Raw genomic sequence first — 19,076 nt, forward strand, 5'->3', positions numbered from 1 at the left:
CTGCCTGCCGTATGCGCCCCACAGAACGTTCCTTCGCCCGCCGGATCGACCTCACCTCGCTGCAACTGTTCGTGGCGGTGTGCGAGCTCGGCTCGATCGGGCGCGCCGCCGAACGCGAGTTCATCGCGGCCTCGGCGGTCAGCAAGCGGCTGTCGGACCTGGAAGCGACGCTGGAGACGCCCCTGCTCTATCGCCACACGCGCGGCGTGAAGCTCACGCCGGCCGGCGAGAGCCTGCTGCACCATGCCCGCTCGGTGCTGTTCAGCCTCGACAAAATGCAGGCCGAGCTCTCCGAGTACGCCGACGGCGTCAAGGGCCACGTGCGCATCCACGCCAACATCTCCGCCATCGTGCAGTTCCTGCCGGAAGACCTGGGGGCGTTCAGCCAGGCCCATCCGCAGGTCAAGATCGACCTGGAGGAGCACCTCTCCACCGAGGTGATGCGCGCGGTGCAGGAAGGCGCGGCCGACCTGGGCATCTGCAACGTCGGCGCCATGAACGGGCACGAACTGCAGACCCTGCCCTACCGCCGCGACGAGCTGGTGCTGATTGTGCCGCGCGGCCACGCGCTGGCCCGGCGTCAGGCCGTCGCCTTCGAGGACACGCTGGAGTGCGACCACGTGGGCCTGCACTCCAACAGCTCGATCTACCTCGCCATGCGCGAGGCGGCCGCCGCCGCGGGCCGCACGATCCGCCTGCGCATCCACGTCACCGGCCTCGACGCGATGTGCCGGATGATCCACAACGGCCTCGGGGTCGGCGTGATGCCGCGCCGGGCCTTCACCCTGATGCACGGGGTGGGCGACCTGGAATGCGTCGCCCTCACCGACGCGTGGGCTGCGCGGGACATCCGCCTGGTCGCCCGCGACTTCTCCACGCTGCCGCTCACCGCCCGATTGCTGGTGGACCACCTCCAGGCCCGCGCGGAGCTGCCGCAAACGTTGGCCGCATAGAATTTCACGCCAAAGGAAAGCCCCCATGGGACGCACGCTGTACGACAAGATCTGGGACGAGCACGTCGTCCACACCGAGGAAGACGGCACCGCCGTCCTCTACATCGACCGCCACCTGGTGCACGAAGTGACCAGCCCGCAGGCCTTCGAGGGCCTGCGGGAGAACGGCCGCAAGGTCTGGCGCATCAGCTCCGTGGTGGCCACCGCCGACCACAACACGCCGACCACCGGCTGGGAGCGCGGCTACGACGGCATCGACGACCCGATCTCCAAGGAGCAGGTCACGACGCTGGACAAGAACATCGCGGAATTCGGCGCCGCCGCCTACTTCCCCTTCCTGTCCAAGCGCCAGGGCATCGTGCACGTGATCGGCCCCGAGGAGGGCGCGACGCTGCCCGGCATGACCGTGGTCTGCGGCGACTCGCACACCTCGACGCACGGCGCCTTCGGCGCGCTGGCGCACGGCATCGGCACCTCGGAAGTGGAGCACGTGCTGGCCACGCAGACGCTGCTGGCGAAGAAGGCGAAGAACATGCTGATCCAGGTGGACGGCAAGCTCGCCCCCGGCGTCACCGCCAAGGACATCGTGCTGGCCATCATCGGCCGGATCGGCACCGCCGGCGGCACCGGCTACACGATCGAGTTCGCCGGCCCGGCGATCCGCTCGCTGTCCATGGAGGGCCGCATGACGGTCTGCAACATGGCCATCGAGGCGGGCGCGCGCGCCGGCATGGTGGCGGTGGACGAGAAGACCATCGAGTACGTCAGGGGCAAGCCGCTGGCGCCCACGGGCGTGGAGTGGGACCAGGCCGTCGCCTACTGGCGCACCCTGCAGTCCGACGCCGACGCGAAGTTCGACACCGTGGTGAAGCTCGACGCCGCCCAGATCGTGCCGCAGGTGACCTGGGGCACCTCGCCCGAGATGGTCACCTCCATCGACGCGCGCGTGCCGGATCCCGACAAGGAAAAGGATCCCAACAAGCGCAACGCCATGGAGCGCGCCCTGCAGTACATGGCCCTGCAGCCCGGCAAGCCGATGAACGACATCACCGTCGACAAGGTGTTCATCGGCTCCTGCACCAACAGCCGCATCGAGGACATGCGCGAGGCGGCCGCCGTGGTGAAGAAGCTCGGACGCAAGGTGGCGCCCAACGTGAAGCTCGCGATGGTGGTGCCGGGCTCCGGCGTGGTGAAGGAGCAGGCCGAACGCGAAGGGCTGGACCAGGTCTTCAAGGCCGCCGGCTTCGAGTGGCGCGAGCCGGGCTGCTCCATGTGCCTGGCGATGAACGCCGACCGGCTGGAGCCGGGCGAGCGCTGCGCTTCCACCAGCAACCGCAATTTCGAGGGCCGGCAGGGGGCTGGCGGGCGCACGCACCTGGTCAGCCCCGCGATGGCGGCGGCGGCGGCGGTGCACGGGCACTTCGTCGACGTGCGCCAGTTCGCCTGAGGAAAGGGAGTCCCATGAAAACCATCACTACCGCTGCCCTGATCGCCACCTTCCTGCTGCTGGGAGGCTGCAACACCATCCGCGGCGCGGGCCAGGACCTCCAGAAGGCCGGCCAGAGCATCGAAGAGGCGGCGAAGAAAAAGTAATGACCAGGGGACAAGGCACGCGCGAAGCGGCGCCCCATCCCCACTGGAGAAAGACATGGAAGAGTTCATCGTCCACAAGGGCGTCGTCGCCCCCATCGACCGCGAGAACGTCGACACCGACGCGATCATCCCGAAGCAGTTCCTGAAGTCGATCCGCAAGACCGGCTTCGGCCCCAACCTGTTCGACGAGTGGCGCTACCTGGACCACGGCGAGCCCGGCCAGGACCCGGCCAGCCGCAAGCCGAATCCGGACTTCGTGCTGAACCAGCCGCGCTACCGCAATGCCAGCGTGCTGATCGCGCGCAGGAACTTCGGCTGCGGCTCCTCGCGCGAGCACGCGCCCTGGGCGATCCAGCAGTACGGCTTCCGCGCGCTGATCGCGCCCAGCTTCGCCGACATCTTCTTCAACAACTGCTTCAAGAACGGCCTGCTGCCGATCGTGCTGCCCGAGACCACGGTGGCGAAGCTGTTCGACGAGGTCGCCGCCTTCCCCGGCTACGAGCTCACGGTGGACCTGGAGCGCCAGGTGGTCGTGAAGCCGCAGGGCGAGGAACTCGCCTTCGAAGTGCAGCCGTTCCGCCGCTACTGCCTGATGAACGGCTTCGACGACATCGGCCTGACCCTGCGCCACGCCGACAAGATCAAGGCCTACGAAGCCGAGCGCCTGGCGAAGAAGCCCTGGCTGGCGCATACACTTTAAAGACATAAACCGAACAGCCGAACGCAGAGGGCGCAGAGATTACGCAGAGGACGCAGAAGAAAACCTCTTGGAGTTTTCCTTTTTCTTTTCTGCGTCCTCTGCGCATCCTTTGCGTCCTCTGCGTTCGGCTGTCTGGTTTTGAGAAAGACACAAGATGAAAATCGCAGTCCTCCCCGGTGACGGCATCGGCACCGAGATCGTCGACGAGGCGGTCAAGGTCCTGAAGGTCCTGGACCTGAAGTTCGAGATGGAGACCGCCGACGTCGGCGGCGTCGCCTACGACCGGCACGGCCATCCCCTGCCGGAGGCCACGCTGAAGCTGGCGAAGGAAGCCGATGCCGTGCTGTTCGGCGCCGTCGGCGACTGGAAGTACGACCAGCTGGAGCGCAAGTTCCGCCCCGAACAGGCCATCCTGGGCCTGCGCAAGAACCTGGGCCTGTTCGCCAACTTCCGCCCGGCCATCTGCTACGAGCAGCTGACCCACGCCTCCAGCCTGAAGCCGGAGCTGGTCGCCGGCCTGGACATCCTGATCATCCGCGAGCTGACCGGCGACATCTACTTCGGCCAGCCCCGCGGCCGCCGCACCTCCCCCGACGGCAACTTCCCCGGCGCCGAGGAGGCCTTCGACACCATGCGCTACGCCCGCCCGGAGATCGAGCGGATCGCGCACGTCGCCTTCCAGGCGGCGCGCAAGCGCAACAAGAAGGTGACTTCGGTCGACAAGGCGAACGTCCTGGAGACCTTCCAGTTCTGGAAGGACGTGGTCACCGAGGTGGGCCAGCAGTACCCCGACGTGAAGCTGGACCACATGTACGTGGACAACGCCGCCATGCAGCTGGTGAAGTCCCCGAAGTCCTTCGACGTGGTGGTCACCGGCAACATGTTCGGCGACATCCTGTCCGACGAGGCGGCCATGCTCACCGGCTCCATCGGCATGCTGCCTTCGGCCAGCCTCAACGCCAGCAACCAGGGCCTGTACGAGCCGTCCCACGGCAGCGCCCCCGACATCGCGGGCAAGGGGATTGCCAACCCTTTGGCTACAATACTGTCAGCCGCCATGATGCTCCGCTTCTCCCTCAACCAGCCGCAAGCCGCCGACCGCATCGAGTCCGCGGTGAAGGACGTGCTGTCGCAGGGCCTGCGGACGGCGGACATCTGGTCCGAAGGCACGCGCAAGGTCGGCACCCGCGAGATGGGTGACGCCGTCGTTGCAGCCATCACCACCAAGACGATTACCAAGAGCTAGACAAGCTCCGGTTCGTCGCGTGCCTGCCCCGGCCCAGACGAGCCGGGGAAACCGGATTCACCCTGAAATCTGAAAGGCGCGCGACGATGACTCTCTCCAACGCACAACAACCGCTGGTCGGCCTGGTCGGCTGGCGCGGCATGGTCGGCTCGGTCCTGATGGACCGCATGCAGGCCGAAGGCGACTTCGGCCTGATCGAGCCGGTGTTCTTCTCCACCTCCAACGCCGGCGGCAAGGCCCCGGCCCAGGCGAAGAACGAAGCCACGCTGAAGGACGCCTTCGACATCGAGGCGCTGAAGAAGTGCGACATCGTCATCACCTGCCAGGGCGGCGACTACACCACCGAGGTGTTCCCCAGGCTGCGCGCGGCCGGCTGGGCGGGCCACTGGATCGACGCCGCCTCCAGCCTGCGGATGAAGGACGACGCCATCATCGTCCTCGACCCCGTCAACATGCCGGTGATCAGGAACGCGCTGGCCAGGGGCGGCAAGAACTGGATCGGCGGCAACTGCACGGTCAGCTGCATGCTGATGGGCGTGGGCGCCCTGTACAAGGCGGGGCTGGTGGAGTGGATGACCACCATGACCTACCAGGCCGCTTCCGGCGGCGGCGCCCAGCACATGCGCGAGCTGCTGACCCAGTTCGGCACCCTGAACGCCGAGGTGCGCACCCTGCTGGACGACCCCAAGTCCGCCATCCTGGAAATCGACCGCAAGGTGCTGGCGCGCCAGCAGTCCATGGGCGGCGACGAGACGGCCAACTTCGGCGTCCCGCTGGGCGGCTCGCTGATCCCCTGGATCGACAAGGACCTGGGCAACGGCGTCTCGCGCGAGGAGTGGAAGGGCGGCGCCGAGACCAACAAGATCCTGGGCCAGGGCGAGGCCTTCGGCACGGCGGCTGCCCCGGTGGACGGCTTCTGCGTCCGCGTCGGCGCGATGCGCTGCCATTCGCAAGCACTCACCTTCAAGCTGAAGAAGGACGTGCCGGTGGCGGACATCGAAGCCATGATCGCCGCCGACAACCCCTGGGCCAAGGTGGTGCCGAACACCCGCGAAGCCACCCTGCAGCGCCTGACGCCGGTGGCGGTGACCGGCACCCTGGACATCCCGGTGGGCCGCATCCGCAAGCTGGCCATGGGCCCCGAGTACGTCGGCGCCTTCACCATCGGCGACCAGCTGCTGTGGGGCGCGGCGGAACCGCTGCGCCGCATGCTGCGCGTCCTGCTCGACGCGTGAGCTTCGACCCCCGCGCGCCGGCGGGGCTGGAACAAAGCGCCGCATTCGCGGCGCTTTGTTCTTTTGGAATCCTGACGCCTGTATCCCGCTGTAACAGCACGTTGTAACACGACAACAAGGCCAGCGCTCACATGCGGTCCCTGACGCACCTCCGAACATTAAGAGGTGTCTCAGCTTGTCAGCCTAAGGCGTTGCTGCTATGGTCCTTTTTCGAATATAGCCTCCTGGCACTGGCCGCATGAAGAGAACAAAACTGCCTCTCGACCGAGCAGTGGGGACGTCGCCACAGAAGAGCCCGCCGAAGTTGAAACTGACCGCGCTGGCATTTGCGGCAGCAGTCACTTTCGGCCTTGCCTCGCCCGACGCGCTGGCACTCGCCCTCGGCCGCGTCACCGTCCAATCCGCCCTGGGCGAGCCCCTGCGGGCTGAGATCGAACTGCCCGAGATCTCGCCCGAGGAAGTCTCCTCGCTCAAGGCGGCGATCGCATCGCCGGCGCAGTTCCGCGCCGCGGGCCTCGAGTTCAGCACCGCCCTGACCGGCGTGCAGATCACGCTGCAGCGCCGCGCGAACGGCAGCTACTTCCTGCAGCTGGCGAACGACCGCCCGGTCAACGATCCCTTCGTCGACGTGATCCTCGAGGCCACCTGGTCGTCCGGCCGGGTGCAGCGCGATTTCACGCTGTTGTTCGATCCGCCGACGGCGCGCTCGCAGGCGCCGCAGGCGCCCGTGCAGGCGCAGGTGGCTCCCCCGATCGGCCCCTCGGCCCAGGCCGTGCCGCCCCGCGGCGGAGCGTCGCGCCCCATCCCGGCGCCCGCGCCCGCTGCCACCGCCCGCACGCCGGCGCCTGCGCCGGCCACCGGCCAGCCCCCGGCCCGGGCCGCCGCCCCGGCGCCGTCCGACGAAGCGGGCAAGCGCGTCACGGTGCAGGCCGGCGACACGGCCGGCAAGATTGCCGCCACCGGCAAGCCTGCCAGCATCTCGCTCGACCAGATGCTGGTGGCGATGCTGCGCGCCAATCCGGATGCCTTCGTCGCCGGCAACGTCAACCGCCTGCGCGCGGGCTCCGTGCTGGCCATGCCCAGCAGCGAACAGGCCGCTGCCGTGCCGCAGGACGAGGCGCGCCAGGTCCTGGTGGCGCAGAGCCGCGACTTCAGCGAATTCCGCCGCCGCCTGGCCGAAGGCGTGCCCACCGCGTCCGCTCCGGCCGCGACCCGCGAAGCCTCGGGCCGTGTGCAGGCCCAGGTCGACGACAAGAAGGCGCCCGCCGGCCCCGGCGACCGCCTGCAGCTTTCCAAGGGCGCCGTGCAAGGCCGCACCGGCGCGGCCGACACGATCGCGCGCGAGCGCCAGGCCAAGGAGCAGGCCACCCGCGTCGCCGAGCTGGACAAGAACCTCGCCGAACTGAACAAGCTGGCCGGCACCACCCCGGGGGCCGCCGGCGGCACCGGTGCGCGTCCGGCCGCGGGCATCACGGCACCCCCCGGCGTGAGCGCCGCCCAGCGCGGCGCGTCCGCGCCGGCCGCGGCAACGCCCGCCCCCGCGCCGGCCCCGGCTGCGGCGACCACGCCCGCGACCACGGCCGCACGCAGCGCCTCGGCTCCGGCCGCAACCGCGCCGACGCCCGCAGCGCCGGCGACGCCCTCGACCACGACGGCGGCCGCCCGGCCTGCGTCCGCGCCGGCCGCTGCCGCGCCCACCCCGGGCGCTGCGCCGGCCCCGGCGACCACCACGGCCGCGGCGACGCCGGCCGCGACGGGCGCGACGGCTCCGGTCGCGGCAGCTTCCGCCCCGTCCGCCACGGCTTCCGAACCGGCCGCCGCGGCCGCCCCGGACACCGGCGCCAGCGCCCCGGTCGTGGCCGCGGCCAAGCCGGCGGTGCGCAAGCCGGCGCCGCCCCCGCCGCCCGAGCCGAGTCTGGTCGACGACCTGCTGGAGAACCCGCTGGTGCCCGCCTCGGTGGTGGGCCTGCTGGCGGTGCTGGCCGGCTTCGGCTTCTACAAGTTCCGCCAGAAGCGCAAGAGCGCGGCCGTCGACAGCTCCTTCCTCGAAAGCCGCCTGCAGCCCGACTCCTTCTTCGGCGCCAGCGGCGGCCAGCGGGTCGACACGGCCGAAGCGAACAACCCGACCGGCTCCTCGATGGTCTACTCGCCCAGCCAGCTCGATGCGGCCGGCGACGTCGACCCGGTGGCCGAGGCCGACGTGTACCTGGCCTACGGGCGCGACCTGCAGGCCGAGGAGATTCTCAAGGAAGCCCTGCGCATCAATCCGCAGCGCGTCGCCATCCACGCCAAGCTGCTGGAGATCTACGCCAAGCGCCGCGACGTGAAGGCCTTCGAGGCGGTCGCCGCCGAGGCCTACAACCTGACGGGCGGCAGCGGCAGCGAGTGGGAACACATCTGCGACCTCGGGCGCGAGCTCGATGCCGCCAACCCGCTCTACCGCCCCGGCGGCCAGCCGGGCGTCGCCACCGCAGCCGCGGCTGCGACGGCCGCCGCGGCCGCGGCGCATGCGATCGCCAGCCCGGCGCCCGCCGCGCCGCCAGCGGCCGCCCCCTCCGACGTGGACCTGGACCTCGACTTCTCGCTCGGCGACGACGACCAGGACACCCTGCAGCCGCCGATGCCTGCGGCGCCCGTCATGGCGCCCCCCGTCGCGCACGCCGAGCACCAGAAGCCGGCCTTCACCGCGCCCGCCCCGGTCGCGCCGCTCGAGGAAGAGGAAGAAGAGGACAACAGCCTCGACTACACGCCCTCGCCGCTGCCCGTGGTCGACCCGGCCGACAAGCCGGCGCCGCACGTCGTGACCGACAGCGGCATGATGGAGTTCGACCTCAACGCCCTGTCGCTCGACCTGCCTGGCAGCAACGCCGCCGCGCCGGCCCCTGCCGCGATCCCGGAGCCCCCGTCCGCGGACCTCGACATGCCGCCGCTGGCGTTCGACCTGGACCAGCCGTCTACCCAGTCCCCGGTGACGATGGAGGGCGACGGGGAAATCGACAGCCCGCTGGCCACCAAGCTGGCCCTGGCCGAGGAATTCAACGCCATCGGCGATGCCGACGGCGCCCGCAGCCTCGCAGAGGAAGTCCTGGCCGAAGCCTCCGGCGACCTGAAGTCCCGCGCCCAGCGCCTGCTGGCCGAAATCGGCTAAGTTGCGAGCCTGATCGCGACTGCAGGAGGGCCGCGCAGCGGCCCTTCCGCATTCTGAAGAACCCACGGTGCGACTCGCCCTCGGCGTCAGCTACAATGGACAGGCCTACGAGGGCTGGCAGAGCCAGCCCTCGGGGCGGACGGTGCAGGACCACCTCGAGGCGGCGCTCGGGCGCTTCGCCACCCTGCCCCTGTCGACCGTCTGCGCCGGCCGCACCGACGCCGGGGTCCACGGCGTGATGCAGGTGGTCCACTTCGATACGGACCTGCGGCGCGAGGACTTCTCGTGGGTGCGCGGCACCAACACCTTCCTGCCGCCCGACATCGCCGTGCAGTGGGCCCGCGCCGTGCCGCCGGACTTCCACGCCCGCAACAGCGCGAAGGCGCGCCGCTACGCCTACGTGCTGCTGGAGTCGCCGGTGCGGCCCAGCGTCGAGGCCGGCCGGGTCGGCTGGGTCTTCAAGCCGCTGGACGGCGAGGCGATGGCGCAGGCGGCCGCGCACCTCGCGGGCGAGCACGACTTCACCTCCTTCCGCGCCTCGTCCTGCCAGTCGCCGACCCCCGTGAAGACGCTGCGGCCGGTGCGCATCGCCCGCCGCGGCCCGTATTGGCGCTTCGAGTTCGAGGCCAATGCCTTCCTGCACCACATGATCCGCAACATCATGGGCTGCCTGGTGTACGTGGGCCAGGGCGTGCATCCGCCGGGGTGGATGCGCGAGGTGCTGCAGGCGCGCAGCCGCGACGCCGCGGCGCCCACCTTCTCGCCCGACGGCCTGTATTTCCTCGGGCCCGTGTACGAGGAAAAGTGGGGGCTGCCGGGGCAGGCCCCTGCGTATGATTGGCTTCCATGAGCCGCTCGGCCGCCCGAAGGGCCCGACAACCGGAGTGCGCCGCACGGAGGTTTTCATGATTTCGAGTCCGCCAGAGCCGCGCACGCGCATCAAGATCTGCGGTCTGACCCGCGAACAGGACGTGGACGCGGCCGTGGCCGCCGGGGCCGATGCGATCGGCCTCGTGCTCTATCCGAAGAGCCCGCGCTACGTCACGGCCGCACGCGCGGCGGAACTGGCGCGGCGCCTGCCGCCCTTCGTCACGCCGGTGCTGCTGTTCGTGAACGCGCCCGCCGCCGAGGTGCGCGCCGCCTGCGCCCTGCTGCCGCACGCGATGCTGCAGTTCCACGGTGACGAGACGCCCGCCGAGTGCGCCGAAGCGGCCGGCCCCGGGCGCCCCTGGCTGCGCGCCGCCCGCATCCCGGTGGACCAGGCCCGTCCCTTCGACTTGGTAAAATTCGCCTCGGACTACTCACAGGCGCATGCCCTGCTGCTCGACGCCCACGTCGAGGGCTACGGCGGCGCCGGCCTCAGCTTCCCATGGTCACTCCTGCCACCAAGCGTCAGCTGTCACGCCGTCTTGTCTGGTGGGCTCACGCCTGCAAACGTGGCCGACGGCATCCTGCAGGTGCGGCCGCGCTTCACCACGCTGGCCGTTGATGTGAGTTCCGGCGTCGAGAGTGCCAAGGGCATCAAGGACGCCGGCCTGATCCATCAGTTCATCGCGGCGGTGCGCGCCGCGGACGTGCTCCTCGCAAGGCCCGACCATGCCCTCTTATCAGCAACCTGACGCCTCCGGCCACTTCGGCAACTACGGCGGCAGCTTCGTCAGCGAGACGCTGACCCACGCCATCGCGGAACTGCGCGAGGCGTATGCCAGGTACCGGGACGACCCCGACTTCCTCGCCGAATTCCGCTACGAGCTCAAGCACTTCGTGGGCCGCCCTTCCCCGGTCTACCACGCCCAGCGCATGAGCCGCGAACAGGGTGGCGCGCAGATCTACCTGAAGCGCGAGGACCTCAATCACACCGGCGCCCACAAGATCAACAACGTGATCGGCCAGGCCATGCTCGCCAGGCGCATGGGCAAGCCGCGCGTGATCGCCGAAACCGGCGCCGGCCAGCACGGCGTGGCCACGGCCACCATCTGCGCCCGCTACGGGCTGGAATGCGTGGTCTACATGGGCAGCAACGACGTGCAGCGGCAGAGCCCCAACGTCTACCGCATGAACCTGCTGGGCGCGCGCGTGGTGCCGGTGGAGTCCGGCAGCAAGACGCTGAAGGACGCCCTCAACGAGGCGATGCGCGACTGGGTGACCAACGTCGAGAACACCTTCTACATCATCGGCACCGTGGCGGGCCCGCACCCCTACCCGATGATGGTGCGCGACTTCCAGAGCGTGATCGGCAAGGAGTGCATCGAGCAGATGCCCGAGATGGCCGGCCGGCAGCCCGACGCGGTGGTCGCCTGCGTGGGCGGCGGCAGCAACGCCATGGGCATCTTCCACCCCTACATCCCGTACGAGAAGACGCGCCTGATCGGCGTGGAAGCGGCGGGCGAAGGGCTGGACAGCGGCAAGCACTCCGCCTCCCTGCAACGCGGCGCGCCGGGCGTGCTGCACGGCAACCGCACCTACGTGCTGCAGGACGCCGACGGCCAGATCATCGAGACGCACAGCGTCAGCGCCGGCCTCGACTACCCCGGCGTCGGCCCCGAGCACGCCTGGCTGAAGGACACCGGCCGCGCCGAATACGTCGGCATCACGGACAAGGAGGCGCTGGACGCCTTCCACTACCTGTGCCGCACCGAAGGCATCATTCCGGCGCTGGAATCGAGCCATGCCATCGCCTACGCGATGAAGCTGGCGAAGACCATGCGCAGCGACCAGCACATCCTGGTGAACCTGTCCGGCCGCGGCGACAAGGACATCGGCACCGTGGCCGACCTCGCCGGCGTCGACTTCTACGACCGCCCCTCCATGCGCGGGCTGACGCTCAAGGGAGGGCCCCGTCAATGAGCCGCATCGCCGCCACCTTCGAGCGCCTGGCCCGGGAGAAGCGCAAGGCGCTGATCCCCTACGTCACCGCCGGCTTCCCCTTCGCGGACATCACGCCCGACCTGATGCACGCCATGGTGGAAGCGGGTTCGGACGTGATCGAGCTGGGCGTGCCCTTCTCCGACCCCATGGCCGACGGCCCCGTGATCCAGAAGGCCGGCGAACGCGCGCTGGCGCTGGGCATCGGCCTGCGCCACGTGCTGGACATGGTGCGCAGCTTCCGCCAGCGGGATGCGCACACGCCGGTGGTCCTGATGGGCTACGCCAACCCGGTGGAGCGCTACGAGCTCGCGCACGGCCAGGGCGGCTTCGCGCGCGACGCGGCCGCGGCCGGCGTCGACGGCGTGCTGATCGTGGACTACCCGCCGGAAGAATGCGAGGCCTTCGCCGCGCAGCTGAAGTCGCACGGGCTGGACCTGATCTTCCTGCTCGCGCCCACCAGCACCGACCAGCGCATCCAGCAGGTCGCGCGCGTCGCCAGCGGCTACGTCTACTACGTGTCGCTGAAGGGCGTGACCGGCGCCGGCCACCTCGACACGGCGGCCGTCGAGGAAGCGCTGCCGCGCATCCGCCGCCACGTCACGATCCCCGTCGGCGTCGGCTTCGGCATCCGCGACGCGGTCACGGCGAAGGCGATCGGCCGCGTGGCCGACGCGGTGGTGATCGGCACCAAGGTCATCCAGATCGTGGAGGACCAGCCGCGCGAGCAGGTGCTGCCCCAGCTTTCCGCCTTCCTGCGCGACATCCGTGGCGCGCTAGACTCCTGAATACCCCACAGAAAGACCCACACATGAGCTGGTTGGAAAAACTGCTGCCCCCGAAGATCCAGCCGACGGATCCCAACGAGCGCCGCAGCGTGCCGGAAGGCCTGTGGATCAAGTGTCCCAGCTGCGAGACGGTCCTGTACAAGACCGACCTGGAGCAGAACCAGAACGTCTGCCCGAGCTGCGGCCACCACCACCGCATCGGCGCCCGCGCGCGCCTGAATGCCTTTCTCGATGCCGAAGGCCGCTACGAGATCGGCCAGGAAGTGGTGCCGGTCGACCCGCTGAAGTTCAAGGACAGCCGCAAGTACCCCGAGCGCATCAAGGAAGCGATGGAGAACACCGGCGAGACCGACGCGCTGGTGGTGATGGGCGGCTCCGTGCACAGCATCAACCTGGTGGCGGCGGCCTTCGAGTTCGACTTCATGGGCGGCTCGATGGGCAGCGTGGTCGGCGAGCGCTTCGCGCGCGGCGTCGAGACCGCCATCGAGCAGAAGGTCCCCTTCCTGTGCTTCACCGCCACCGGCGGCGCCCGCATGCAGGAGGGCCTGCTGTCGCTGATGCAGATGGCCAAGACCAACGCCGCGCTCACGCGCCTGGCGAAGAAGGGCCTGCCCTACATCAGCGTCCTGACCGACCCGACCATGGGCGGCGTGAGCGCCGGCTTCGCCTTCGTGGGCGACGTGGTGATCGCCGAGCCCAAGGCGCTGATCGGCTTCGCCGGCCCGCGCGTGATCGAATCGACCGTGCGCGTGAAGCTGCCGGAAGGCTTCCAGCGCGCCGAATTCCTGCAGGAAAAAGGCGGCGTCGACTTCATCTGCGATCGCCGCGAACTGCGCAAGACCGTGGCGAACGTGCTGGCGATGCTGACGCGGCAGGCGGCGGACGCCGTCGAGTAGTTCCGGATTCAAAACCTAACAGCCGAACGCAGAGGGCGCAGAAGTACGCAAAAGACGCAGAAAAAGCCTTTAAAGGATTTTTTCTGCGTCCTCTGCGAACCTTTGCGCCCTCTGCGTTCGGCTGTCTGGTTTTCTCCAACCCCTACCGGATCACCGCATCCTGCAGGCTGGCCACGATGATCGCCGCGACCTGCAGCACGACCAGCAAGGCCAGCGGGCTCAGGTCGAAGCCGCCCACCAGCGGGATCAGGCGGCGGAAGGGGCGCAGCATGGGCGCGCACAGGCGGTCGATCACGTCGGCGATCGGCGAGTCGGCCTGGACCCAGGACAGGATCGCGTAGACGATCACCAGCCCGATCACGCCCGAGATCACCAGCCGGACCAGGCCGAACAGGGCCAGCAGCGGCACCAGCGCCCCGCCGGCGCGGCCGACCATCAGCCACAGGATGCCGAACTGGGCCAGTTCGATCAGGTAGGCGGCGATCAGGCTCGCCGTGTCCCACTTGCGGTAGGCGGGCAGCACGCGCCGCAGGGGCAGCACGATCCAGTCCGTCAGGGCGAAGACGAAGCGGCCGACCGGGTTGCCGAAAGGGATGCGCTGCACCTGCATGTACAGGCGCAGCAGGCAGGCGCCGCCCAGCAGGCCGGCGGCGACGTCGAGCAGGAAGGAGATGATCTGGAAGAACATGGATCAGGTGAGTCGTGGGATCATAGCGGCACCGACCGGAACCCCTGTTGTGGCCGCCACCCTCACCCTGCAGTCCCTGCCCCTCTTTCCGCTGAGCGCCGTGCTCTTTCCCGACGGGCTGCTGTCCTTGCGGGTGTTCGAGGTCCGCTATCTCGACATGATCGCCAAGTGCCGCAAGGCCGGCGCGCCGTTCGGCGTCGTGTCGCTCACCAAGGGCAACGAGGTGCGCCAGCCCGGCCTGCAGGAGGCTTTCTCGCGGGTCGGCACCCTGGCGACCATCCACGAATTCGAGCAGCCGCAGTCCGGCCTGATGCTGGTGCGCGCCACCGGCACGCAGCGCTTCCGCATCACCGCCAGCGACCAGCTGAAGCACGGCCTCTGGGTCGCCAACGTCGAGAGCGTCCCGGCCGACATGGCGGTCCCCGTCCCGGAAGACCTGCAGCCCACCGCCGACGCGCTGGAGCGCCTGATCCAGTCGCTGCAGCTCAAGGCGGGCCAGCCCGGGCCCATGCCGCTGCTGCCGCCCTGGCGGCTGGACGACTGCGGCTGGGTGGCGAACCGCTGGTGCGAGCTGCTGCCGCTACCGGTGGCGCTCAAGCAGCGGATGATGGAGCTGGACAACCCGCTCGTCCGGCTGGAGCTGGTCAGCGACGTGCTCGCGCGCACCGGCATCACCACCTGAAGCCACCGGCCCGGCCGGCGCGTATTCCGGCACCTGGCGCCGCAGCCATCCCCGCAGTTCCTCGCCGGCCGGCTGCGGGCCGGCCTCTTCCAGCCAGCGCAGCACCGCGGCGATCTCCGGCAGCGGCCCCGCGGTCTTGGCGATGCGCAGCTTGGGGTGCGGCGTCGGTTCGCTGGTCTCGTCGCTGGCGAGCAGTTCCTCGTACAGCTTCTCGCCCGGGCGAAGTCCGGTGAAAGTGATCGGCACCTCCTGCTCGGTCTTGCCGGACAGGCGGATCAGGATGCGCGCCAGCTCCACGATCTTCACCGGCTCGCCCATGTCCAGCACGAAGATCTGGCCCGAGCGGCCCATCAGCCCGGCCTGCAGGACCAGCTGCGCCGCCTCGGGGATGGTCATGAAGTAACGCACGATCTCCGGGTGCGTGACGGTCACCGGGCCGCCGCGCGCGATCTGGCGCGTGAACAGCGGCACGACGGAGCCGCTGGAGCCCAGCACGTTGCCGAAGCGCACCGAGACGAACTCCGTGGCGCGCTCCTGCAGCGCCACGGTCTGCACCACCAGCTCCGCCAGCCGCTTGCTGGCGCCCATCACGTTGGTGGGGTTGACGGCCTTGTCGGTGGAGACCATCACGAAGCGCCGCGCGCCGCAGGCGGCAGCCGCGCGGGCGGCGTGCAGGGTGCCGACCACGTTGGTGCGCAGCGCCTCGACGGCGTTGTGCTCCTCCATCAGCGGCACGTGCTTGTAGGCCGCCGCGTGGAAGACGACGGTGGGCCGGTGCTCGCAGCCGATCGCGTGCAGGCGCCCGTACTCCCGCACGTTGCAGGTGTAGTAGAGGCCCTCCATGTTCGGGTGGGCCTGTTGCAGTTCCTGTTCGAGCGCGTAGAGGCCGAACTCGGACAGGTCCACGCAGACCAGGCGGCGCGCGCCCAGGCGCGCGATCTGGCGGCACAGCTCGGAACCGATCGAACCGCCCGCGCCGGTGACGAGCACCGTCTGGCCCGAAAACAGCTCCGCCAGGCCGGCGACATCGAGCTGCACCGGCTCGCGCCCGAGCAGGTCCTCCAGTTCCACCTGGCGCACGCCCTCCGGTTGCGGGCTGAGCCACTGGTCGGCGCGCGGCATGTGCAGCATCGCGATGCGCGCATCCGCGGCCAGCATCAGCGCTTCGCGCCGCTCGGGCGATCCGGGTGGGCTGGCCACCAGCACCGTGTGGGCGTGCACGAAGTCGCACACCTCCTTCAGTTCGCCCACGCTTCCGAGCACGCGCACGTTCTGCAGCGCCCGGCCCACTTCCGACGCCACCGGCGACAAGATCGCCTCCGCCTGCCACTGCGCCACGCCCTGGAGCGCGCGCAGCGCGCCGGAGGCATCCTGCAGGCTGCCCACCACGACCAGGGGCTTGCGCCCGGCGTGCGTGCGGCCCGGATGCTCGATCAGCGTCCGCCACGCGGCGCGCACCGCGCCCAGCAGCACGAGCACCAGCACGGGATGCAGCAGCAGCACCGACCGCGGGAAGAGGGGCACGCGCAGCATCAGGATCACGGTGGCCGTCAGCACCCCACCGAGCACGACGCCGAGCGCGAGCTGCCGCAGGTCCGGCAGGCCGATGAAATCCCACACCTGGCGGTGCACCCGCAGCACGCCCAGGCTGAGCGCATAGGACAGCACACACACCGGCGTGGTCACCAGCGCGACGTAGCGGTATTCCGCCGGCACGTCGAGGTTGAAGCGCAACCAGAAGGCCAGCGCCCAGGCCACCAGCAGCAGGCCCGCGTCGACGAGCGCCTGCAGCGCGTTGATCCGGTCGAACGGGGAGAGGCGGCGCAACTGCATGGAGTCCCGTATTGTCTTTCATCCCCGGTACCGGCAATCCGACGCGGTACAGTTCCGGCCAAATGATGACTTCGGCACGCAGGGAACCTTTCGCGCAGGCTCGGCCACGGGCCCGCCACGCGGCCGTCACGATCTGCGCCCGCAACTACTTCGCCCAGGCGCTACTGCTGCAGCGCTCGTTCCAGGCGCAGCACCCGGACGCCGACTTCCACGTGGTGCTGGTGGACCGGCGCGACGAGGCCTTCGAGGCACGTTACCCGGATGTGCGCATCACCTGGGTGGAAGACCTGGGCCTGCCGCACTTCGCGGCCCACGCGCTGCGCTTCGACGTCATCGAACTCAGCACCAACGTCAAGCCGCACTGCCTGGCGCTGCTGCTGGATCGCTACGAGACCGCCATGTACCTGGACCCGGACATGGTCGTGTACGACGTGCTGGCCCCGGTGCACGAGGCCCTGGCGGACAGCGCCATCGTCGTGACCCCGGCCTCCACCACGCCGATCCTCGACGGCCACCGCCCCGACGACATCGAGTTCCTCCGCGTCGGCGTCTTCAACCTCGGCTTCATCGCGGTCGCGCGCTGCGAGGAGGCCCTGCGCTTCCTGCGCTGGTGGTCCGACCGCTGCCTGGGCCACGGCTTCCACGAGACGCAGGTCGGCGTCTTCGTGGACCAGAAGTGGGTGAACCTCGCGCCCTGCTACTTCGAGGGCTGCCGCATCCTGAAGGACCCTGGCATCAACATGGCGCAGTGGAACCTGCACGAGCGCACCCTGTCGGTCGTCGGCGGGCGCTACGTCGTCAACGGCCGCACGCCGCTGCGCCTGTTCCACTTCAGCAGCTTCGACCCGCACCAGCCGCAGGCGATCGCGAAGCGCCAGGCCCGCTTCCCCGAAGGCAGCCGCCCCGACCTCGCGCGCCTGCTGGACGACTACGCGGCCGACCTGCTCGCCGCCGGCTTCGACGAGCTCTCCAGGCTGGAATACGGTTTCGACTACTTCCCCTCGGGCGAGTACGTCTCGCCCACCCTGCGGCGCCTGTACGCCAACCCCGGCTACGGCTTTTCGCTCGACGAAGACCCGTTCCGCCCCGAGTCCGCCCTGCTGCGCTTCGCCCGCGCGCGGCGGCTGGTCGGCCCCTCGATCGGCAAGGCCGCGCGCATGACCGCCGGCGATGTCTCGCGGCATGGTTTCCAGATCCGCGTGCTGTCGTACGCCTTCAGGCTCGCCCTGCGGGTGCTCGGCCCCAACCGCTACTTCCTGCTGATGCGCTACCTGGCCCACGCCTCGTCGATCCGCAACCAGCCCCCCCTGTGACCGCTGTTCGTCCCCTGCACATCGCGAAGTTCGTACCGCCGCCCTATGCCGGCGTGGAAGCGCACGCCGATACCCTGCTGCGCACCCTCCTGCCCGAGGTGGAAGGCACCCTGGTCGCCGGCGACTGGCCCGGGCGCGCGGAGCCGCCGCCGGCCATGCCCTACCGCGTGCTGAGCGCCCGCCCCTACGGCCTCCTGGGCAACCTGCCCCTGAGCCCCGGCGTGGTCCGCCACGTCCAGCGCGAGTTGCGAAGCGGCGGCTGCAACCTGCTGCACTTGCACGCGCCCAACCCGCTGGGCGACATTGCCTCGCTGGCGTGCGGGTCGGACGTGCCGGTGGTGATGACCTGGCACAGCGACATCGTGCGCCAGCGCACGCTGCTGAAGTTCTACCGCCCGATCCAGCGCCGCGCCCTGCGACGGGCCGACCGCATCGTGGTGTTCACGCCCCGGCACTACGACAGCTCGGAGCAGCTGCACCAGATCGACCTGGCCGCCAAGATCGTGAAGGTGCCCATCGGCATCGACTTCAGCCGCCTCGCCCCGGATCGCGGCGACCCGCAGACCCGCGCCACGATCGACGCCTTCGCCCGGGGACGCCCGGTCGCGCTCACCGTGGGGCGCCACGTCTACTACAAGGGCTACGGGTACCTCCTGTCGGCCATGGCGAAGCTGCGCAGCGAGGCCGTGCTGGTGATGATCGGCGCGGGCGTGCTGACGCCGGAGCTGCGCCGCCTGGCCGAGGAACTGGGCATCCGCGACCGGGTGCTGTTCCTGGGCGAGATCGCCGACGACGGCCTGGTCGAGGCGATGCACCGCTGCGATTTCTTCTGCCTGCCTTCCATCGAGCCCTCGGAGGCCTTCGGCATCGCCAGCGCGGAGGCCATGTCCTGCGGCAAGCCCACCGTGGTGTGCGAGCTGGGCAACGGGGTCAACTACCTCAATCGCGAGGGCGTGACCAGCCTCACGGTGCCGCCCTGCGACGCCGGCGCGCTGGCCGAGGCGATCGACACGCTCGCGCAGGACACCGCCCTGCGCGAGCGCCTCGGCGCCGCCGCCGCCCGCTGGGTGGCCGACGAATTCGGCCTGGCCGCGATGAAACGCGCAATGTTGGACCTGTACCGCTCCCTGCTGTAG

17 protein-coding genes are annotated in these 19,076 nt (G+C 69.9%); 15 read left to right on the forward strand and 2 right to left on the reverse strand.

The features are described 5' to 3' along the window. Window positions 1–11 precede the first annotated feature (11 nt). The 12 genes from JJ685_RS24865 (at window position 12) to accD (ending at window position 13,424) form a co-directional block, all read left to right on the forward strand. Window positions 12–953, forward strand: coding sequence for a LysR family transcriptional regulator (locus JJ685_RS24865; RefSeq protein ID WP_201677066.1), 942 nt, complete (start codon window positions 12–14; stop codon window positions 951–953). 25 nt (window positions 954–978) lie between these two features. Next, the gene (gene leuC, locus JJ685_RS24870) at window positions 979–2,400 is read left to right on the forward strand and encodes a 3-isopropylmalate dehydratase large subunit (protein WP_201677067.1); all 1,422 of its coding nucleotides are present in this window, start codon (window positions 979–981) and stop codon (window positions 2,398–2,400) included. A gap of 14 nt (window positions 2,401–2,414) precedes the next feature. Beyond that, window positions 2,415–2,546, forward strand: coding sequence for an entericidin A/B family lipoprotein (locus tag JJ685_RS24875; RefSeq protein ID WP_201677068.1), 132 nt, complete (start codon window positions 2,415–2,417; stop codon window positions 2,544–2,546). A gap of 55 nt (window positions 2,547–2,601) precedes the next feature. Continuing rightward, window positions 2,602–3,246 carry a 3-isopropylmalate dehydratase small subunit gene (gene leuD / locus JJ685_RS24880; RefSeq protein WP_201677069.1) on the forward strand — a complete coding sequence of 215 codons (645 nt, stop codon included), beginning with the start codon at window positions 2,602–2,604 and terminating at the stop codon, window positions 3,244–3,246. A gap of 154 nt (window positions 3,247–3,400) precedes the next feature. Beyond that, window positions 3,401–4,492, forward strand: a complete 1,092-nt coding sequence (gene leuB, locus JJ685_RS24885) for a 3-isopropylmalate dehydrogenase (RefSeq protein ID WP_201677070.1) — start codon at window positions 3,401–3,403, stop codon at window positions 4,490–4,492. A gap of 86 nt (window positions 4,493–4,578) precedes the next feature. Further along, window positions 4,579–5,727 (forward strand): aspartate-semialdehyde dehydrogenase, encoded by a 1,149-nt coding sequence (gene asd / locus JJ685_RS24890; RefSeq protein ID WP_201677071.1) that lies wholly within the window; start codon window positions 4,579–4,581, stop codon window positions 5,725–5,727. A 304-nt stretch (window positions 5,728–6,031) separates the two neighbouring features. Continuing rightward, window positions 6,032–8,875 (forward strand): FimV/HubP family polar landmark protein, encoded by a 2,844-nt coding sequence (locus JJ685_RS24895; protein WP_236599259.1) that lies wholly within the window; start codon window positions 6,032–6,034, stop codon window positions 8,873–8,875. A 67-nt stretch (window positions 8,876–8,942) separates the two neighbouring features. Then, entirely contained in the window at window positions 8,943–9,725 is a 783-nt protein-coding gene (gene truA / locus JJ685_RS24900; protein WP_201677073.1) for a tRNA pseudouridine(38-40) synthase TruA, read from the forward strand. Between the two features lie 55 nt (window positions 9,726–9,780). Next, window positions 9,781–10,494: a phosphoribosylanthranilate isomerase gene (locus JJ685_RS24905; protein ID WP_201677074.1), complete on the forward strand. Its 714-nt coding sequence runs from the start codon at window positions 9,781–9,783 to the stop codon at window positions 10,492–10,494. Next, a complete protein-coding gene (gene trpB / locus JJ685_RS24910) occupies window positions 10,472–11,722 on the forward strand; it encodes a tryptophan synthase subunit beta (protein WP_201677075.1) in 1,251 nt (416 codons plus the stop codon). Before JJ685_RS24905 ends, trpB begins: the two co-directional genes overlap by 23 nt. Beyond that, window positions 11,719–12,528 (forward strand): tryptophan synthase subunit alpha, encoded by an 810-nt coding sequence (trpA, locus tag JJ685_RS24915; protein ID WP_201677076.1) that lies wholly within the window; start codon window positions 11,719–11,721, stop codon window positions 12,526–12,528. Before trpB ends, trpA begins: the two co-directional genes overlap by 4 nt. Before the next feature lie 23 nt (window positions 12,529–12,551). Further along, the gene (gene accD / locus JJ685_RS24920) at window positions 12,552–13,424 is read left to right on the forward strand and encodes an acetyl-CoA carboxylase, carboxyltransferase subunit beta (RefSeq protein WP_201677077.1); all 873 of its coding nucleotides are present in this window, start codon (window positions 12,552–12,554) and stop codon (window positions 13,422–13,424) included. Window positions 13,425–13,566: 142 nt separating this feature from the next. Here the strand turns inward: accD and JJ685_RS24925 are convergent, their stop codons facing one another. Then, window positions 13,567–14,112 carry a YggT family protein gene (locus JJ685_RS24925; protein ID WP_201677078.1) on the reverse strand — a complete coding sequence of 182 codons (546 nt, stop codon included), beginning with the start codon at window positions 14,110–14,112 and terminating at the stop codon, window positions 13,567–13,569. Between JJ685_RS24925 and JJ685_RS24930 the strand changes: the two genes are divergently transcribed. After that, window positions 14,111–14,794 (forward strand): LON peptidase substrate-binding domain-containing protein, encoded by a 684-nt coding sequence (locus tag JJ685_RS24930; RefSeq protein WP_201677079.1) that lies wholly within the window; start codon window positions 14,111–14,113, stop codon window positions 14,792–14,794. The two genes, JJ685_RS24925 and JJ685_RS24930, sit on opposite strands and share 2 nt — an antisense overlap. On the opposite strand, the gene JJ685_RS24935 is transcribed toward JJ685_RS24930, so the two are convergent. Beyond that, on the reverse strand, window positions 14,693–16,627 hold the full coding sequence (locus tag JJ685_RS24935; RefSeq protein WP_201677080.1) for a polysaccharide biosynthesis protein: 1,935 nt from the start codon (window positions 16,625–16,627) through the stop codon (window positions 14,693–14,695). The genes JJ685_RS24930 and JJ685_RS24935 overlap by 102 nt on opposite strands. 62 nt (window positions 16,628–16,689) lie before the next feature. Between JJ685_RS24935 and JJ685_RS24940 the strand changes: the two genes are divergently transcribed. Further along, entirely contained in the window at window positions 16,690–17,940 is a 1,251-nt protein-coding gene (locus JJ685_RS24940; protein WP_201677081.1) for a glycosyl transferase, read from the forward strand. Beyond that, complete coding sequence (locus JJ685_RS24945; protein WP_201677082.1) at window positions 17,937–19,076, forward strand: glycosyltransferase; 1,140 nt, start codon at window positions 17,937–17,939, stop codon at window positions 19,074–19,076. The genes JJ685_RS24940 and JJ685_RS24945 overlap by 4 nt, the downstream gene beginning before the upstream one ends.

The sequence above is a fragment of the Ramlibacter monticola genome, assembly GCF_016722785.1.
GTDB lineage: Bacteria > Pseudomonadota > Gammaproteobacteria > Burkholderiales > Burkholderiaceae_C > Ramlibacter > Ramlibacter monticola.

Excerpts from the sequence above, each read along its gene's own strand:
- asd (WP_201677071.1), top strand. The coding sequence starts at position 4,579 with ATGACTCTCTCCAACGCACAACAACCGCTGGTCGGCCTGGTCGGCTGG.
- trpB (WP_201677075.1), top strand. The coding sequence starts at position 10,472 with ATGCCCTCTTATCAGCAACCTGACGCCTCCGGCCACTTCGGCAACTAC.
- accD (WP_201677077.1), top strand. The coding sequence starts at position 12,552 with ATGAGCTGGTTGGAAAAACTGCTGCCCCCGAAGATCCAGCCGACGGAT.
- JJ685_RS24940 (WP_201677081.1), top strand. The coding sequence starts at position 16,690 with ATGATGACTTCGGCACGCAGGGAACCTTTCGCGCAGGCTCGGCCACGG.
- trpA (WP_201677076.1), top strand. The coding sequence starts at position 11,719 with ATGAGCCGCATCGCCGCCACCTTCGAGCGCCTGGCCCGGGAGAAGCGC.
- leuC (WP_201677067.1), top strand. The coding sequence starts at position 979 with ATGGGACGCACGCTGTACGACAAGATCTGGGACGAGCACGTCGTCCAC.
- JJ685_RS24935 (WP_201677080.1), bottom strand. The coding sequence starts at position 16,627 with ATGCAGTTGCGCCGCCTCTCCCCGTTCGACCGGATCAACGCGCTGCAG.
- leuB (WP_201677070.1), top strand. The coding sequence starts at position 3,401 with ATGAAAATCGCAGTCCTCCCCGGTGACGGCATCGGCACCGAGATCGTC.
- JJ685_RS24875 (WP_201677068.1), top strand. The coding sequence starts at position 2,415 with ATGAAAACCATCACTACCGCTGCCCTGATCGCCACCTTCCTGCTGCTG.
- JJ685_RS24905 (WP_201677074.1), top strand. The coding sequence starts at position 9,781 with ATGATTTCGAGTCCGCCAGAGCCGCGCACGCGCATCAAGATCTGCGGT.
- leuD (WP_201677069.1), top strand. The coding sequence starts at position 2,602 with ATGGAAGAGTTCATCGTCCACAAGGGCGTCGTCGCCCCCATCGACCGC.
- JJ685_RS24925 (WP_201677078.1), bottom strand. The coding sequence starts at position 14,112 with ATGTTCTTCCAGATCATCTCCTTCCTGCTCGACGTCGCCGCCGGCCTG.
- JJ685_RS24865 (WP_201677066.1), top strand. The coding sequence starts at position 12 with ATGCGCCCCACAGAACGTTCCTTCGCCCGCCGGATCGACCTCACCTCG.
- JJ685_RS24930 (WP_201677079.1), top strand. The coding sequence starts at position 14,111 with ATGGATCAGGTGAGTCGTGGGATCATAGCGGCACCGACCGGAACCCCT.